The sequence below is a fragment of the Massilia sp. DD77 genome, assembly GCF_036961685.1.
Classification (GTDB): domain Bacteria; phylum Pseudomonadota; class Gammaproteobacteria; order Burkholderiales; family Burkholderiaceae_D; genus Telluria.
The window spans coordinates 19923-37910 of record NZ_JBAMDH010000004.1 but is presented as its reverse complement, the minus strand read 5'-3'; the positions used below and the strand labels follow the sequence as shown (position 1 = coordinate 37910).

Annotated in this window: 13 protein-coding genes; 8 read left to right on the top strand and 5 right to left on the bottom strand. The window is 67.7% G+C overall.

Going from position 1 to position 17988, the window contains the following annotated elements:
- Positions 1 to 2: 2 nt before the first annotated feature.
- The 4 genes from V7778_RS02820 to V7778_RS02805 form a co-directional block, all read right to left on the bottom strand.
- Complete coding sequence (locus V7778_RS02820; RefSeq protein ID WP_335551838.1) at positions 3 to 1427, bottom strand: glycosyltransferase family 2 protein; 1425 nt, start codon at positions 1425 to 1427, stop codon at positions 3 to 5.
- Entirely contained in the window at positions 1424 to 2473 is a 1050-nt protein-coding gene (locus V7778_RS02815; RefSeq protein WP_335551837.1) for a HEAT repeat domain-containing protein, read from the bottom strand. The genes V7778_RS02820 and V7778_RS02815 overlap by 4 nt, the downstream gene beginning before the upstream one ends.
- A 45-nt stretch (positions 2474 to 2518) precedes the next feature.
- Entirely contained in the window at positions 2519 to 2917 is a 399-nt protein-coding gene (locus tag V7778_RS02810) for a response regulator transcription factor (RefSeq protein ID WP_335551836.1), read from the bottom strand.
- A gap of 101 nt (positions 2918 to 3018) precedes the next feature.
- Positions 3019 to 3234 (bottom strand): DUF3820 family protein, encoded by a 216-nt coding sequence (locus V7778_RS02805; protein ID WP_335551835.1) that lies wholly within the window; start codon positions 3232 to 3234, stop codon positions 3019 to 3021.
- A gap of 62 nt (positions 3235 to 3296) precedes the next feature.
- Here V7778_RS02805 and V7778_RS02800 point away from each other — a divergent pair, with 62 nt between their 5' ends.
- Positions 3297 to 3716, top strand: coding sequence for a DUF1810 domain-containing protein (locus tag V7778_RS02800; RefSeq protein ID WP_335551834.1), 420 nt, complete (start codon positions 3297 to 3299; stop codon positions 3714 to 3716).
- A 161-nt stretch (positions 3717 to 3877) separates the two neighbouring features.
- On the opposite strand, the gene V7778_RS02795 is transcribed toward V7778_RS02800, so the two are convergent.
- Positions 3878 to 4303 (bottom strand): DUF7684 family protein, encoded by a 426-nt coding sequence (locus V7778_RS02795; RefSeq protein ID WP_335551833.1) that lies wholly within the window; start codon positions 4301 to 4303, stop codon positions 3878 to 3880.
- Between the two features lie 132 nt (positions 4304 to 4435).
- Here V7778_RS02795 and V7778_RS02790 point away from each other — a divergent pair, with 132 nt between their 5' ends.
- The 7 genes from V7778_RS02790 to V7778_RS02760 all read left to right on the top strand — a co-directional run bounded on the left by V7778_RS02790 (position 4436) and on the right by V7778_RS02760 (position 17984).
- Positions 4436 to 5878 carry an NYN domain-containing protein gene (locus V7778_RS02790; RefSeq protein ID WP_335551832.1) on the top strand — a complete coding sequence of 481 codons (1443 nt, stop codon included), beginning with the start codon at positions 4436 to 4438 and terminating at the stop codon, positions 5876 to 5878.
- A gap of 104 nt (positions 5879 to 5982) precedes the next feature.
- Complete coding sequence (locus tag V7778_RS02785; RefSeq protein WP_335551831.1) at positions 5983 to 6402, top strand: hypothetical protein; 420 nt, start codon at positions 5983 to 5985, stop codon at positions 6400 to 6402.
- A 93-nt stretch (positions 6403 to 6495) separates the two neighbouring features.
- Entirely contained in the window at positions 6496 to 7971 is a 1476-nt protein-coding gene (locus V7778_RS02780) for a sodium:solute symporter (protein ID WP_335551830.1), read from the top strand.
- A 33-nt stretch (positions 7972 to 8004) separates the two neighbouring features.
- Positions 8005 to 9864, top strand: coding sequence for a signal peptide peptidase SppA (sppA, locus tag V7778_RS02775; protein WP_335551829.1), 1860 nt, complete (start codon positions 8005 to 8007; stop codon positions 9862 to 9864).
- A 257-nt stretch (positions 9865 to 10121) separates the two neighbouring features.
- Entirely contained in the window at positions 10122 to 11501 is a 1380-nt protein-coding gene (locus V7778_RS02770) for an efflux RND transporter periplasmic adaptor subunit (protein WP_335551828.1), read from the top strand.
- A gap of 145 nt (positions 11502 to 11646) precedes the next feature.
- Positions 11647 to 14742 carry an efflux RND transporter permease subunit gene (locus V7778_RS02765; protein ID WP_335551827.1) on the top strand — a complete coding sequence of 1032 codons (3096 nt, stop codon included), beginning with the start codon at positions 11647 to 11649 and terminating at the stop codon, positions 14740 to 14742.
- The gene (locus V7778_RS02760) at positions 14739 to 17984 is read left to right on the top strand and encodes an efflux RND transporter permease subunit (RefSeq protein ID WP_335551826.1); all 3246 of its coding nucleotides are present in this window, start codon (positions 14739 to 14741) and stop codon (positions 17982 to 17984) included. The genes V7778_RS02765 and V7778_RS02760 overlap by 4 nt, the downstream gene beginning before the upstream one ends.
- Positions 17985 to 17988 lie beyond the last annotated feature (4 nt).

The window sequence follows — 17988 nt, the reverse complement described above, 5'->3', positions numbered from 1 at the left end:
GCCTACTTGGGTGCATTGCTTTGCCAGGTGCCCTTGCGTTTCATCGTGCCCCAGGTCGATTCCTTCTGCACCAGCCAGCGCCACAGGCCGGTCAGGCGCCAGACCGAATTGAGCTGGCGGTAGCCGAAATTCTCGAGGATCACGACCAGGCCGAGGGCCAGCAGCTGCTTGCCGCGCGGGTAGATGTGGAAGGACATCTCTTCCAGCAGCAGGCCCGAGGCCGACAACAGGATGCCCAGGCCCACCGCCACGAACAGGAAGGCGCCGAAGGCCTGCCACGATACCATGCCGGTGAAGAAGGCCCACACCATGAACACATAGCCGCCCAGTTCCACCAGGGGGCCGAGCCACTCGAACAGCAGCATGAAGGGGAAGGCCACCCAGCCCGGCACGCCGCCGTTGCGCGAGAAGGGCAGGCCCCAGTTGGCGTTCAGGCTTTCGGCCAGGCCGCGCTGCCAGCGGATGCGCTGGTTCTTGAGGGTGCGGTAGTCTTCCGGCGCCTCGGTCCAGCAGACCGGGTCCGGGACGAACTCGATGCGGTAGGGCTGGCGCCGCTCGCGCAGCAGGCGGTGCATGCGCACCACCAGCTCCATGTCCTCGCCGATAGTGTCGCGGCGGTAGCCGCCGGCCAGCACCACGGCGTCCTTGCGGAACACGCCGAAGGCGCCCGAGATGATCAGCATGCCGTTCATCGACGACCAGCCCAGGCGCCCGAACAGGAAGGCGCGCAGGTACTCGACCACCTGGAACAGGGCCCAGATGTTCTTCGGCAGCCCGACCTGGGTCAGGAAGCCGCCGCTGACCTGGCAGCCGTTGGCCACACGCACGGTGCCGCCGGCGGCCACCACGGCAGGGTCGCGCAGGAAGGGCTCGGTGACCTTGGCCAGGCTGTCGCGCTGAAGGATCGAATCGGCGTCCACGCCGCAGAACAGCGGGTAGCGCGAGATGTTGATGCCGGCGTTGAGCGAATCGGCCTTGCCGCCATTGAGCTTGTCGATCACGCGCACGTTCGGGTAGCGCGTGGAGCGGTAGACCTGGCGTACTTCCTGGGTCGGGATCTGGCGCCGGTAGGCCTCGGGGAAGGGCAGCAGGGCGAACTCGCGCTTGAGCACGTCCAGGGTGCCGTCCTTCGAGCCGTCGTTGATGATGACGATCTCGAACTCGGCGTAGCTCAGCTGCAGCATCGAGCGGATCGAGGCGGCGATGGTCGCTTCCTCGTTGTAGGCCGGCACCAGGATGCTGATCGGCGGCTCCAGGCCCGAGTAGGCGCGCGGCAGTTCGGCCATGAACAGCTCCTGGCCCTTGCGCCGCAGCGCGCGCAGCGAGAACAGGTTGAGCGTCAGGTAGCCGACGTTCAGCGCGATGAAATAGCAGAACACGAACCAGGTGATGAAATCGACCAAGAGATTGCCAAGGCTCGTGTTCATGCAACTTCCTCCTCGGCCAGCACCTGCTGCAGCATGTCGGCCGCGAAGCGGTCGGTGAGCGAGTCGCGCAGCTGCTCCAGGTCGGCGCGCGACAGCGCCGGCAGCTCGCGCAGGGCCTGGGCCGCGCGGTAGCGCACCCACCATTGCGGATCGGCCAGCAGGGCGCGCAGGCGCTCGGCGTCCTCGCGGGCGCCGATGCGGCCCAGCGCGCGCGCCGCCTGTACCCGCACCTGCCAGTCCGCGTGGGCCAGGAGGGCGCGCACGTCCTCGATGGTCTCGGGCGTGATCACGCTGCGCAGCCCGGCGATCACGACCGGCACCGCGCTGCCGCGCAGGGCGCCGGCCAGCACCGGGCCGGGCAGCGGCACGCGCAGCGCCTCGGCGATGCGCAGGGCGCGCGGCAGGCGCTCGCCGGGCAAGTTGGGCAGTACGCGGCCCAGCACCGCGGCGGTGGGCGCGGCGGCCTGCTGCAGGATGCCGGCCACGTGCGACAGCGCCCAGTCCTCGCGCTCGATGAACAGCGGCGTCAGGTACTCGGCGGCGGCGTCGGGATCGACCCGCACCAGGGCCCACAGGGCCGTCAGGGACAGCGCGCTGTCGCTCAGTTCCGCCAGCGGCAGCAGCTGTGGCCAGGCTTCGCGGTCGCGCAGATGGCCCAGCACCAGCACCGCCAGCAGGCGTTCCTGGCGCGGGCCGCGCGCCAGCATCGCACGCGCCAGGCGGTCGGCGCCCAGCGCGCGCGCCATGCTGTTCAGGGCCTCGGTGGCTTCGCCGCGCAGCGAGCCCTGCAGGTGCACCCACAGGCGCAGGAAGGGCAGGCGCTCCCCCGGTTCCAGGGCCGGCAGGCTGGGATGTTCGCCGACGATGGCCTGGTTCAGCAGCGGGCGCCAGCGCGCCAGCACCCGCGCCTCGCGCCGCTCGCGGCGGCGCAGCGACAGGCGCAGCAGGATGATCTGGATGCTCAGCAGGAGCGTGAGGGCGAGCGCGATGGCGCCCGTCCAGACCGCGACGGTAACGAAGGTGTCAGACGACTGGGCGATCGCCAATGCCGCCTCGGGTGGAAGTCGGGACGCGGACCACCGCCAGGCAGCTCATGCGGCGGGCCTCATGAAACGGCGCACGCGCGCCAGCAGCTCGTTCGGCTGGAAGGGCTTGATCACGAAATCGTTGGCGCCGGCATCCAGGGCGCGTACCGTGTCGCGTTCGGTGTTCTTGGCCGTCAGCATGAGGATGGGGACGGCGGCCCAGTCGGCGCGCTCGCGCGCCAGGCGCACGACTTCGAAGCCGTCGATATAGGGCAGCATCACGTCGAGCAGGATCAGGTCGGGCGCGGCCGTGGCCGTCTCGATATGCTCGCTGGCGGCACGCCCGTCCGCAAGGTGGGTGACCCGGTATCCCTGGCGTTCGAGCATGAAGCGCAGGACCTGGGCGATGTGGTCGTCGTCCTCGACGACCAGCACCAGCGGCGTGGAAGCAGTATCGTTCGGCATCGGTGTAGGCGAGTGGCGTTGCCCGGATTATATAGCGGCAAGTTCGTGCGTGATCTTAGCCGCCAGTATAGACGAGGGACACGCTGACCCGTTTCCGCTTGCTAGGGACGTGCGCGTAGAGGGTGGAGCAGGGCGCGCAGGTCGTTGTGGTCGAGCTCGTACATCAGGGCCAGCAATTGGCCCAGCTCCCCTTTGGGAAAGCCTTCGCGTGCGAACCAGCCCAGGTAATGGCCGGGCAGGTCGGCGATCTTGCGTCCTTTGTATTTGCCATAGGGCATCTCCCGGACCAGGAGCAGTGTCAGGTGTTCGGAATTCATCGTGCGATACTGTAGCAAACAAAGAGGGACCCATAGCATCTAAGCGACAGGGAGGGGAAATCATGACAGACGAATTCAACCTGAAACGTTTCGTCGATGCGCAGGCCCCGGTCTATGACCAGGCCGTGGCCGAGCTGCGCGCGGGACGCAAGCGCAGCCACTGGATGTGGTTCATCTTTCCGCAGATCGCGGGCCTCGGGCAGAGCGAGATGTCGCAGCGCTACGCCATCCGTTCGACCGACGAGGCGGCGGCCTACCTGGCCCATTCGCTGCTGGGTGCGCGCATGAACGAGTGCGCGGGCATCGTGGCGGCGCTCGACGCCGATGCCATCGAGGAGGTGTTTCCGCCGCCGGACGACCTCAAGTTCCATTCGTCGATGACCTTGTTCGCCGACGTGGCGCCGGATGTGGCGGTGTTCCAGGCGTGTATCGACAAGTATTTCGATGGGGCGCCGGATCGGAATACGCTGGCGCGCTTATGAGGGATGATGGTGCGGTACCGCAGAGCGTTCTTCAATCGTTAGCCGAAAAACCGTCACCCCGGCGAAGGCCGGGGCCCAAGTTCGTGGCGTTGCGTTAGCTCATGCAAAACTTGGACCCCGGCCTTCGCCGGGGCGACGGGAAGAGCCGCGGGACTGACGTGTCACGCCTGCGCGTACTGCTTCTCCAGCACATCCTTGCGCCCCCGCTCGGCGACATGGACGATCACCGTATGCGACAACACCAGCGTCGGATGCCGCGCGCGGTGCTTGGCGAACCAGAACACCTCGTCCAGCTCCTCTTCCTCGTGCGAGGTCGTCATGACCAGCTTCTCCTCTGGAATGTCCTCGTAGTCGAAGGCTTCGAGGTTGGCGTCGTCGACCGATTCGGCCCAGTCTTCGCAGTACTGGCCCCAGGCCAGCACGTAGCGGCAGGAGGAGGCGGCCAGCCAGCGGCTGGCTTCCCAGCGCCACATCTCCTCGCAGACCTCGTCGATCACGAGCACGGCAAGGAAGGGCGGGAACTGCTCGAGCAGGGGCAGCTCCTCGTTGGGACGAACATGGAGATAGCTCAGGGTCGGTTTTTGCATGGTGGATGGAGAGGCGCGTGGACCCCGCCATTATCCCAGATGCGGGCTTGCGCAGCCCGTAACGTGCCGCAAACGCCTAGTTGCGTATAATCGCCCTTGAATCTCACAACATTTTCCAGAAAATAACAATTCATGGCTTCATCCTCCGACAATATCAGCATGGCGGTGTTCTGCGACTTCGAGAACGTCGCACTGGGCGTTCGCGACGCCAACTACGAAAAATTCGACATCAAGCCCGTGCTGGAGCGTCTCCTGCTCAAGGGCAGCATCGTGGTCAAGAAGGCTTATTGCGACTGGGACCGCTACAAGGGCTTCAAGTCGACCATGCACGAAGCGAACTTCGAGCTGATCGAGATCCCGCACGTGCGCCAGTCGGGCAAGAATTCCGCGGACATCCGCCTGGTGGTCGACGCGCTCGACCTGTGCTACACCAAGTCGCACGTCAACACCTTCGTCATCATCAGCGGCGATTCCGACTTTTCGCCGCTGGTCTCCAAGCTGCGCGAGAACGCCAAGCAGGTGATCGGCGTGGGCGTGAAGCAGTCGACCTCGGACCTGCTGGTGGCCAACTGCGACGAATTCATCTTCTACGACGACCTGGTGCGCGAGCAGCGCCGCACCGCCGCCAAGCGCAAGGAAGAGCAGGACGCGCGCAAGGGCCAGCCGCAGAACAAGCGTCCGAGCGACGACCGCCGCAAGGAAGAACTGGAAGCGCGCAAGGTGCAGGCGCTGGAAATGGTGGTCGAGACCTTCGACGCCCTGGTGGCCGAGCGCGGCGATACCGGCAAGATCTGGGCCTCCCTGCTGAAGGACACCCTCAAGCGCCGCCGTCCGGACTTCAACGAGACCTATTTCGGCTTCCGCACCTTCGGCAACCTGCTCGAGGAAGCGCAGACGCGCGGCCTGTTCGAGTTCGGCCGCGACGAGAAGTCGGGTACCTATGTCTACCGCAGCGCCCATGCGCCGGTCCTGGTGCCGGCTGCGGAGCCGCTCGGGGATGCGGCGGACGCCTATGCGGAGCAGGCCGAGGCCGGCGAGCCGCGTGGCGAGGCTGTTGCCGAGGCGCCGCAGGACGAAGCGCTGCGCGAACCGCGCCGCCGCGGCCGTGGCGGACGCAAGCAGGGTGGCCGCGGCGAGCAGGCGCATGCCGTGCCTGAGGTCCAGCCGGAAGCCGAGGCGGCCGCGCCCGAAAGCGCAGCCGATGCGGTACCCGAAGCGGCGCCGCTGGAGATGCCGGCCGAGTCGCCGGCCGCCGAGGAAGCACCGGCCGCCGAGAAAGCGCCGGCCAAGGAACGCCGCCGCGCACCGCGCAAGACCGCGGCGCAGAAAGCCGCCGAGGCTGCCGCTGCCGCTGCCGCTGTTGCCGCTGCCGCGGCCGCCGAGCCCGTGACCGCGGCCGAGCCGGCCCCGGAGCCGGCCATGGCCGACGCCGGGCAGACGGAAGAAGGTGAGACCGACGCCGCCACGCCGGCGCGCAAGAAGTCGACGCGTTCCGCGCACAAGGCGCCGGCCCGCAAGCCGGCCGCGCGCGGACGCCGTCCGGCCAAGCCGAAAGCGGGCTCCGAGAACGGCTGACCCGGCAGCGGGACGCGCGTGCGCCGCGCGCGCGTCCCCCCTGCAATAATGGACAGGCCTGCGACGGCGCAGGCGACGCCGCACCGACCGCCGAGGAGCCTGCCATGCGAGTGCCTGCCGGACTGTTGCTGTTGTTTGCCCTGAGCGGCCTGGCGGTGGCAGCGCCGCCGGCCGACCATCCCATCCTCGGCATCTGGCGTCTCAGCCTGCCCGAGCTGGGCTGCTCCGAGACCTACCGCTTCCGCGGCGACGGCACCACCCTGGTCACCAGTGCCGAGGAAGTGTCCGAGAGCGAGTTCAAGATTCCCGACAAGCCCAGTTCCAAGGGCTTCTACCGCCTGGAAGACCGCATCACCAAGGACAACGGCAAGAAGGATTGTTCCGGGGCGATCATGAAGGTCGGCACGCGGGCGACCAACTTCATCCGTTTCCATCCGTCCGGGTCGCTGTTCCTGATGTGCTCGGACGAAACGATGGAGTCCTGCATCGGCCCCTTCGAGCGTGTGAAGGGCGAGGAAGCCTAGAACCTGCGGGTATAGGTGTTGCCGCGTCGGCAATAGGCGGGGTCATCGCTTCGGTGTATATTGCTGTGCGAAACGACAACCCCATCCCGCCCTATGTCCCCGGTTCTTCTCTTCATCATCCTCATCGCGTATTTCGCCTTGCTGCTCGCCGTCGCCTGGGTCACCTCGCGCAACGCCGACAACGACAGCTTCTTCATCGGTAACAAGAGCAGCAACTGGATGCTGGTCGCCTTCGGCATGGTCGGCACCACCTTGTCCGGCGCCACCTTCATCAGCGTGCCGGGCAACGTGGGCGCGGACGGCTTCGGCTATGCCCAGATCCTGATCGGCTACGTGATCGGCTACATCCTGGTGGCCTACCTGCTGCTGCCGCTCTACTACCGCCTGAAGCTGACCTCGATCTACCACTACCTGGACGTGCGCCTCGGGCGCCGCGCCTACCAGAGCGGGGCGGGCTTCTTCATCGTTTCGCGCCTGCTGGGCGCCACCGCGCGGCTGTACCTGGTCGTGAACATCCTGCAGGCGATCATCCTGGACAGCCTGGGCATCCCGTTCTGGATCACGACCCTGGTCATCCTGGCCATGATCCTGATGTACACCTATCAGGGCGGCGTCAAGACCATCGTCTGGACCGACACCCTGCAGACCAGCTGCATGCTGTTCGGCCTGTTCGCCTGCGTCTGGTTCCTGCTGAACGAGCTGGGCATGTCGGTGCCCGAGAGCCTGAACGCCATGCAGTCGCAAGGCCTGTCGCGCATTTTCACCACCGACTTCGACAGCCCGAACTTCTTCCTCAAGCAGATCGTGGCCGGCGCCTTCATCGTGCTGACCATGACCGGCATGGACCAGGAAATGATGCAGAAGACGATTTCCGTCAAGACCGTGGGCGACTCGCAGAAGAACCTGCTGACCCTGACGGGGGTGCTGGTGGTGGTGCTGATGGCTTTCCTGTTCCTGGGCGGGCTGCTGTACCTGTACGCGCCTAGCGTCGGCGTGAGCGCCACCGGCGACAAGATCTTCCCGGCCGTGGTGATGGGGCACCTGCCGGCCACGGTGCAGATCATCTTCCTGATCGCCCTGATCTCGGCCCTGTTCCCCAGCGCCGACGGCGCGATCACGGCGCTCACTTCGTCCTTCTGCATCGACATCCTGGGCATCAAGCGCCGCGACGACCTGAGCGAAGCCGGCAAGGAGCGCCTGCGCCGCCACGTCCACCTGGGCTTCGCCTTCCTGTTCCTGCTGCTGGTGCTGGCCTTCAAGGCCGCCGACAACCCGAGCATGATCGTCGTCATCCTGAAGCTGGCCAGCTACACCTATGGTCCGCTGCTGGGCCTGTTCGCCTTCGGCATGCTGACCACGCGCACCCTGACCGACCGCCTTGTACCCTATGTGACGATTGGCGCACCGATTCTTTGCGCGCTCCTTGAGTACAATCAGGCATACCTGCTCGGCTCTTACCGACTCGGGCTGGAATTGCTCATGGTAAATGGCATACTCGTCTATGCCGGCTTGTTCGCGATTTCCCAGCGCGCACGGGCCGGAGCCGGACCGGCAGCCGTTGCCGCCTGATAGAACCGCGTACATATATATATCGGAGTTTCGATGGCCTTCAAGCCCTTCAGCGCCCTGCGGCGCGGCTTCAGCTGGTTGTGGGGCGCGCTCGACGCGACGCGCCGCACCTTCTTCAACCTCTTGTTCCTGGTCTTCATCATCCTGCTGGCCTGGATGATCTTCGGCGGCAGCGGCGTCAAGCCGATCGGCAACAACACCGCCCTGGTGCTCGAGCTCAAGGGCGACCTGGTGGAGCAGTACCAGACCACCCTGCGCGAAACCGTGCTCGACAGCGTCGGCGGCGACAGCAAGCGCACCGTGCGCCTGCGCGACGTGCTGCTGGTGCTGGACAAGGCCGCCAAGGACCCGAACATTTCCACCGTCGTGCTGCTGCTCGACGAGATGGAAGGCGGCGGCCTGGCCATGCTGCGCGAATTCGGCGCCGGGGTCGACCGCGTCAAGGCCGCCGGCAAGAAAGTGGTGGCCTGGAGCGGCAACTACGACCAGAAGCGCTACCTGGTGGCCTCGCACGCCAACGAGGTCTACATGCACCCGATGGGCATGGTGATGATCGAGGGCTTCGGACGCCACAAGAACTACTACCGCGACGCGCTCGACAAGCTGGGCGTGACGGTCAACCTGATGAAGGTCGGCACCTACAAGAGTTTCGCCGAGCCCTATATCGCCAACGGCCCGTCGGACGCCGCGCGCGAAGCCGACACCTTCCTCTACAACGCCTTGTGGACCAGCTATACCGCCGAGGTCGAGAAAAACCGCAAGCTGACCGGCGGAGCGGTGGCGAGCTTCGTCGAGACGCTGCCGCAGCAGATGGAGGCGGCCGGCGGCAGCTTCGCCAAGGTGGCGCTGGCCAACAAGCTGGTCGACGGGCTCAAGACCCGCGACGAGATGCGCGCGCTGCTGGTCAAGCGCGGCGTGTACGAGGAGGACATCAAGTCCTTCCGCCAGATCGGCTTCTATGACTACCTGTCGCGCCACCCGCAGAAGCCCTTCGGCAGCGCGGTGGGCGTGATCGTCGCGTCCGGCAATATCACCGAGGGCGTCGGCGGCCCGGGCGTGGTCGGCGGCCTGACCACGGCCAACCTGATCCGCCAGGCGCGCGAGGACGACGAGATCAAGGCTGTCGTGCTGCGCGTGGATTCGCCCGGCGGCAGCGCCTACGGCTCCGAGCTGATCCGCCGCGAACTGGAACTCACCCGTGCCGCCGGCAAGCCGGTGGTGGTGTCGATGGGCAGCCTGGCGGCCTCGGGCGGCTACTGGATCTCGATGGCGGCGGACGAGGTGATCGCCGACCCCTATACCATCACCGGCTCGATCGGCGTGTTCGCCATCCTCCCGACGGCCGAGAAGGTGCGCGACAAGCTGGGCATCCATACCGACGGCGTGACCACCACCTGGCTGGCCGATGCCTATAACCCGCTGCGCCCGCTCGACCCGCGCTTCGGCCAGGTGGTCCAGAGCAGCATCAACCATGTCTACAGCGAGTTCACCACCAAGGCCGCGGCCGCCCGCAAGACGACGGTCGCCAAGATCGACGAGGTGGGGCAGGGCCGGGTCTGGACCGGCGCCCAGGCCAAGGAGCGCGGCCTGGTCGACCGCCTGGGCAGCTATGGCGACGCCCTGGACTCGGCCGCCCGCCGCGCCAAGCTGGAGGGCGACTACCGCGTGAGCTATGTCGAGCGCCCGGTGACGCGCGTCGAGCGCTTCCTGCAGCTGATGGGCGCCTCGGCCGCGCAGGCGGTGACCATCCAGGTCAAGCTCGGCCTGCTCGAGGAGGCCTTGCCCGCGGGGCCGGTGGCCCAGGTGGCCGAGGACATGGCCTTCCTGTCGGAACTGACGAAGGAACGCAAGCCCTTCACGGCGGTGACCCACTGCCTCTGCGGGCTTCCTTGACAAGTCATGTAGCGAGTTTGTAACCGTTTCCTACAAGGGAAAAACGGGCGCGGAACAGGGTTCCGCGCCCGTTTGTCGTTTACCTCCCGTGAACAGGCGGGGAACGGTGTAAATCGGTGTTAAGCCCTCCGTTTCACGGGCCGGATCGAGGTGCGCGCAATGTACGTTACGAAACATAACGCACAAACACCCCATGCTACAGTCAACCGGACATCGCATGACACAAAGGCATTCTGGCCGGAAAGACAAGGAAGAGCATGGACGCGCCGACCACACCCCGAACACCCCTGACGCACGGCCCCGTACGCACGCCGCGCAAGCGCCGTGCCCGCATCGTCGGCAGCCTCATCGCCGTGCTGGCGATGATCGGCCTGGCGGCGCTGGCGTGGTACCTGACGCACCGTCCGGCCGCCGCGCCCGGCGGTCCGGGAGGACCAGGCGCCGCGGCGGGCCGTCCCACGGCCGGTGGTCCGGGCGGCGGAGGTGGGCGGGGACGCGGCGCCCCGGCGACCACGGTCGGCGTGGCGACCGCCGAGCAGGCCGATATTCCGGTCACGCTCGAGGCGCTCGGCACGGTGGTCCCGGCCGCCACCGCCACGGTGCGGCCGCAGGTCTCGGGCGTGATCCAGAAGATCCACTTCAGCGAGGGGCAGATGGTGAAGGAAGGCCAGGTACTGGCCAGCATCGATTCGCGTCCCTTCGAAATGGCCCTGATGCAGGCGCGCGGCCAGCGCCAGCGCGACGAGGCCCAGCTGGAAAGCGCCCGCGTCACCCTGGCGCGCTACCGCACCCTGCTGGAGCAGGATTCGATCGCACGCCAGGAAGTCGACACCCAGGCCGCGCTGGTCAAGCAGCTGGAGGGCACGGTCATGACCGACCGCGCCTCGGAAGGCACGGCGCGCCTGAACTTGGGCTATGCCTCGGTCAAGGCGCCGATTAGCGGCCGGGTGGGCCTGCGCACGGTCGACATCGGCAACCTGGTGGGCAGCGGCGACGCCAACGGCATCGCAGTCATCACCCAGCTCTCGCCGATCGACGTCGAATTCACGGTGCCGCAAGACCAGCTGCCGGCGCTGCAGTCGCGCATCGCGGCCAGGGCGACACTGCCGGCGACGGCGCTGGACCGCACCCGCACCCGGGAACTGGCCAGCGGCGCCTTCAGCGCGCTCGACAACCAGGTCGACGTCCAGACCGGCACCGTGCGCGCCAAGGCCCGCTTCGCGAACGCCGACGGCAAGCTCTTCCCCAGCCAGTTCGTCAACCTGCGCCTGCAGGTGAACACGATCGAGGACGCGGTGGTGGTGCCGGTGACGGCGCTGCGGCACGGGGCGAACGGGGACTTCGTGTATGTGCTGAACGCGAAGGAGAAGACGGTCTCGCTGCGCAATGTGACGCGGGGCGAGGCGACGGTGGACAAGGTGCAGGTCAGGACCGGCTTGAAGGCGGGTGAGCAGGTGATTACCGAGGGGGCGGACCGTTTGCGCGATGGGGCCAAGGTCACGTTGCCGGGTGATCGTCCGGCCGGCGCGCGCGCGGGACACGGGCGAGGCGAAGGTAGAGGCGAAGGTAGAGGCGAAGGTAGAGGAGAAAGTAGAGGAGAAGGTCAAGGCCGTCAGCGCCAGGGAGCGCAGCAATGACGAGTCGTCTCCGCATCGCGCCCGCGACCGATAAACCGTCATTCCCGCGCAGGCGGGAACCCAGGTTTGCATGCGTACCCGGCTGCTCGACGAACCTGGATTCCCGCCTGCGCGGGAACGACGGGGTGGGCGAGGGCTAACACTGATGAGCCCCTCCGCCCCCTTCATCCACCGCCCGGTCGCGACAGCCCTGCTCATGCTGGCCATCGTCCTGGCCGGCCTGGTCGGCTACCGCTTCCTGCCCCTGTCCGCGCTGCCCCAGGTCGACTTCCCGACCATCCAGGTACAAACCCTGTACCCCGGCGCCAGCCCCGAGGTGATGGCGCGCACCGTGACCGCCCCGCTGGAACGCCAGTTCGGCCAGATGTCCGGCCTGACCCGCATGAGTTCCACCAGCGCCGCCGGCGTCTCGATCGTCACCCTCCAGTTCGCCCTGGGCCAGACCCTGGACGTGGCCGAGCAGGAAGTGCAGGCCGCGATCAATGCCGGCGGCTCGCTGTTGCCGACCGACCTGCCGGCGCCGCCTGTCTATGCCAAGGTGAACCCGGCCGACGCCCCGGTGCTGACGCTCGCCATCACCTCCGACACCCTGCCGCTGACCGAGGTGCAGAACCTGGTCAATACCCGCCTGGCCCTGAAGATCAGCCAGGTCTCGGGCGTCGGCCTGGTCACGCTCTCGGGCGGCCAGCGGCCCGCCGTGCGCATCCAGGCCGATACCCAGGCGCTGGCCTCCTACGGCCTGGGCCTGGACAGCCTGCGCAGCGCCATCACGGCGGCCAACGCCAACAGCGCCAAGGGCAGCTTCGACGGTCCCACACGCTCGTATGCGATCAACGCCAACGACCAGCTGCTCACCGTCCCCGACTACAAGAACCTGATCGTCGCATATCGCGACGGCGCACCGGTCAAGCTGGAGGAAGTGGCGCGGGTGGTCGACAGCGCGGAGAACGTGCGCCTGGGCGCCTGGGCCAACATGAAGCCGGCCATCATCCTGAACGTGCAGCGCCAGCCCGGCGCCAACGTGATCGCCACCGTGGACGGCATCAAGGAGCGCCTGCCGGAACTGCAGGCCGGCCTGCCGGCCTCGGTGCGCATGGACGTGCTGAGCGACCGCACCGCCGGCATCCGCGCCTCGGTCGAGCACGTGCAGATCGAGCTGCTGCTGGCCGTGGTGCTGGTGGTGCTGGTGATCTTCGCCTTCCTGCACAGCCTCCGCGCCACCGTGATCGCCAGCCTGGCGGTGCCGATTTCGCTGATCGGCAGCTTCGGCATCATGTACCTGCTCGGCTACAGCCTGAACAACCTGTCGCTGATGGCGCTGACCATCGCCACCGGCTTCGTGGTCGACGACGCCATCGTCATGATCGAGAACATCGCGCGCTACATCGAAGAGGGCGAGCGGCCGATGGCGGCCGCCCTCAAGGGCGCCACCCAGATCGGCTTCACCATCATTTCGCTGACCGTATCCCTGATCGCGGTCCTGATTCCGCTGCTGTTCATGGGCGACGTCGTCGGCCGCCTGTTCCGCGAGTTCGCGGTAACCCTGGCGATCACGATCCTGATCTCGGCCGTGGTGTCCCTGACCCTTGTGCCGATGATGGCGGCGCGCTGGCTGCGCGCGCGCGAGGACGAACACCCGGGCCGGCTGGCGCGCCAGACCCAGGCCTTCTTCGACCGCGTGATCGAAGGCTACGACCTGGCCCTGGGCTGGGTGCTGGCGCGCCAGGGCCTGACCCTGGTCGTGGCGCTCGGCACCCTGGTGCTCACCGCGCTGCTGTGGGCGGTGATCCCGAAGGGCCTGTTCCCGACCCAGGACACCGGCCAGTTGCAGGCGCGCCTGGAAACGCGCCAGTCGATCTCCTACCGCGACATGGCGGCCCTGCAGCAGGCCGCGGCGCGCGAGATCCTGCGCGACCCCGAAGTCGCCTCGCTCAGCTCCTACGTGGGCGTGGACGCGGCCAACAACACCATGCTGCACACCGGGACCATGCTGATCAACCTGAAGGCGGACCGCGGCGACCAGGAAGAGACCATCGAGCGCCTGCGCGCCCGCGTGGCCAATGTGGCCGGCGTGACCCTCTACCTGCAGCCGACCCAGGACCTGACCATCGACGCGGAAAGCGGGCCGACCCAGTACCGCCTGTCGATCGAGGGCGCCGACAGCGCCACCGTGAACCAGTGGGCGCACAAGCTGGCCGAGAAGATGCGCACCCTGAAGCAGCTGCGCAACGCCACCACCGACGCCGGCGCCCAAGGGGCCGCCGCCTTCATCGACATCGACCGCGACACCGCCTCGCGCCTGGGCGTGACGGCCGCCTCGATCGACGACGCCCTGTACAGCGCCTTCGGTCAGCGCATCGTCTCGACCATCTTCACCGAGACCAACCAGTACCGGGTCATACTGGAAGCGGAGCAGGACCAGGCCATGTCCCTGGACGCCCTCGGCAACCTGCAGCTGCGCACCAGCTCCGGCCAGCCGACGCCCTTGTCGGCGGTGGCCACCATCACCGAGCGCCAGGCGCCGCTGCAGGTGACCCACGTGGCCCAGTACCCGGCGGCCACGGTCGGCTTCGACACGGCCTCCGGCGTGTCGCTGGGGCAGGCGGTCGACGCCATTCGGCTGGCTGCCGAGGAGATCAGGATGCCGGCCTCGGTATCGATGACCTTCCTCGGCGCCTCGGGCGCCTACCAGGCCTCGCTGTCCAACCAGCTGTGGCTGATCCTGGCGGCCGTGGTCTGCGTCTACATCGTGCTGGGCGTGCTCTACGAGAGCTACATCCATCCCCTGACCATCCTGTCGACCCTGCCGTCCGCCGGGGTGGGCGCGCTGCTGGCGCTGTGGGTGACCGGGCAGGGACTGGGCGTGATCGGCATCATCGGCATCATCCTCCTGATCGGCATCGTCAAGAAGAACGCCATCATGATGATCGACTTCGCCATCGAGGCCGAGCGCGACCAGGGGAAATCGCCGCTGGACGCGATCCGCCAGGCCGCGCTGCTGCGCTTCCGCCCGATCCTGATGACGACCCTGGCGGCGCTGTTCGCCGCGATCCCGCTGATGCTCGGCTGGGGCGAGGGCGCCGAGCTGCGCCGGCCCCTGGGCCTGGCCATCTTCGGCGGCCTGATCGTGAGCCAGCTGCTGACCCTGTTCACCACCCCGGTGATCTACCTGGCCTTCGACCGCGCCGCGCGCCGCTGGTCCGGCAAGGCTCCCCATCAAGCAAGCGAGGCGGGCGCATGAATCTCTCGCGGCCCTTCGTCGAGCGCCCGATCGCCACCGTCCTGCTGACCCTGGGGATTGCCCTGGCCGGCATCGCCGCCTTCTTCGTGCTGCCGGTTTCGCCGCTGCCCCAGGTCGACTACCCGACCATCTCGGTGTCGGCCTCGCTGCCCGGCGCCAGTCCGGAGACCATGGCCTCGAGCGTGGCCACGCCGCTCGAGCGCCGGCTCGGCACCATCGCCGGCGTCAACGAAATGACGTCCAGCAGCAGCACCGGTTCGACCCGGGTCAGCCTGCAGTTCGACCTGAACCGCAAGATCGACTCGGCCGCGCGCGAGGTGCAGGCCGCCATCAACGCGGCGCGCGCCGACCTGCCGGCAACCCTGCGCAGCAACCCGACCTACCGCAAGGCCAACCCTTCCGACGCCCCGGTCATCATCCTGGCATTGACGTCCAAGACGCGTACGCCGGGCCAGATCTACGAGTCGGTGTCGAACATCGTGCAGCAGCGCCTGGCCCAGGTGAAGGGCGTGGGCGAGGTCGAGATCGGCGGCGGCTCGCTGCCCGCGGTGCGCGTCGAACTGGTGCCGTACTCGCTGAACCGCTACGGCGTCTCGGCCGAGGACGTGCGCGCCGCGATCCAGGCCAGCAACCCGAACCGCCCCAAGGGGGTGATCGAAGGCGGCGGCACGCGCTTCCAGATCTATTCGCAGCCGGCCATGACGGGCAACGGCCGCAGCGCCGCCGACTACCGCGACCTGGTGGTGGCCTGGCGCGACGGCGCCGCGATCCGCCTGCGCGACGTGGCCGAGGTCATCGACGGCCCCGAGAACATCAACACCATCGGTCTGTTCAACGGCCAGCCCGCCGTGATCGTGCTGGTCACGCGCCAGCCGGACGCCAACGTGATCGAGACCGTGGACGGCGTGCGCGCGCTGCTGCCTTCGCTCCAGGCCCAGCTGCCGGGCGACGTGGCCCTGCAGGTGGCGTCCGACCGCACCAACTCCATCCGCTCCTCCCTGCACGAGATCGAATTCACCCTGCTGCTGTCGATCCTGCTGGTGGTGCTGGTGGTGAGCGTCTTCTTGCGCAGCGTGCGCGCCACCGTGGTGCCGGCCGTGGCCACCGTGGTCTCGCTGCTGGGCACCTTCGGTGTCATGTATTTGCTTGGCTTTTCGCTGAACAACCTGTCGCTGATGGCGCTGACGGTGGCGACCGGCTTCGTGGTCGACGACGCCATCGTGGTGCTGGAGAACACCAGCCGCCACATCGAGCAGGGCATGGACCGCATGAAGGCCGCGCTGCTGGGCGCGCGCGAAGTCGGCTTCACGGTGCTCTCGATCTCGCTGTCGCTGGTGGCGGTCTTCATTCCGCTGCTGTTCATGGGCGGGCAGGTGGGGCGGCTGTTCCGCGAATTCGCCGTCACGTTGTCGGCCGCCGTCATGATCTCGCTGGTGATCTCGCTGACCACCACGCCGATGATGTGCGCCTCGCTCCTGCGCCGCGACGATAAAGCGCGCAAGCCGGGACGCCTGGCGCGCTGGACCGCGCAGTTGTCAGAACGTGGTTTCGGCCGCGTGCTGCGCGCCTACGAGCATGCGCTCGACTGGGCGCTGGACAGCAAGCTGCTGGTGATGTTCAGCCTGGTGTTCGTGATCGGCCTGAACGTCTACCTGTTCGCCGCCGCGCCCAAGGGTTTCTTCCCCCAGCAGGACACGGGCCAGATCAGCGGCGGCATCCGCGCCGACCAGAGCATCTCCTTCCAGGCCATGCAGGCCAAGATGCGCCAGCTGGTCAACATCATCAAGCGCGACCCGGCGGTGGACACCGTGGTCGGCTTCACAGGCGGCGGACGCGCCGGGGGCGGCTTCATGTTCATCAACCTGAAGCCCGCCGACCAGCGCAGCGAGGCAGGGCAGGCCGTGATCGCCCGCCTGCGCCCGCAGCTGGCGCGGGTGACCGGCGTGTCGCTGTTCCTGAATCCGGTGCAGGACCTGCGCATGGGCGGGCGTTCCAGCAACTCGACCTACCAGTACACCCTCAAGAGCGACAACGCGGCCGACCTCAAGCTGTGGGCCGGCAAGCTGGCCGAGTCCATGAAGCGCCAGCCGGCGCTGGTGGACGTGGACACCGACCAGGCCGAGAATGGCGTCGAGACCTTCGTCACCATCGACAAGGACAGCGCCGCGCGCATGGGGATCAGCACGCGCGACGTGACCAACGCCCTGTACAACGCCTTCGGCCAGCGCCAGGTGGCCAACATCTACGACGAACTGAACCAGTACCACGTGGTGATGGGCGTGGCCCAGCGCTATGCGCAATCGCCGGAGGCGCTGCGCGACGTGCACGTGCCGGCCAGGGGCACGGCGGCCCAGCAGGCCGCCGCCACGGGCGCGCCATCGACGCCCGCCAACCTGACCGCCGCGCGCGATCCGTCCAGCGGCCAGGCCCTTGGGGCCAGCGCCACCACCATGGTCCCCCTGATGGCGCTGGCGCGCTACGAGGAAAGCTCGACCCCGACCTCGGTCAACCACCAGGACGGCGAGCTGGCGACGACGGTATCGTTCAACCTGGCCGAAAACGCCAACCTGGAGGACGGCCAGGCGGCGGTGCGCCAGGCGGAAGCCGACATCGGCATGCCCACCAATGTGCGCGGCAGCTTCCAGGGCACGGCCAAGGCGGCGCAGGAATCGAACAAGGAGCAGCCTTTCCTGATCGCGGCGGCCATCATCGTGATCTACATCGTGCTCGGCATCCTGTACGAAAGCCTGGTGCACCCGGTGACGGTGCTCTCGACCCTGCCTTCGGCCGGGGTGGGCGCCGTGCTGGCCCTGCTGCTGTTCCGCATGGAGTTCTCGATCATCGCCCTGATCGGGGTCTTCCTCCTGATCGGCATCGTCAAGAAGAACGCCATCCTGATCATCGACTTCGCCCTCGAGGCCGAACGGGCGCGCGGCTTGACGGCCGTCGAGGCGGTGCGCGAAGCCTGCCTGCTGCGCTTCCGTCCGATCCTGATGACCACCCTGGCCGCGGCCCTCGGCGCGCTGCCGCTGGCGATCGGCTTCGGCGAAGGCTCCGAGCTGCGCCGCCCGCTGGGGGTGGCCATCATCGGCGGCCTGATCGCCAGCCAGATCCTGACCCTGTTGACCACGCCGGTGGTCTATGTCCTGCTCGACAAGCTGCGCACCAGGACCGCGTCCGAGCGCGAGCTGACCCGGCATCCCCTCGACGACGAGGACGGTCCTTCCCTAGCCAAGCCATGAAGCC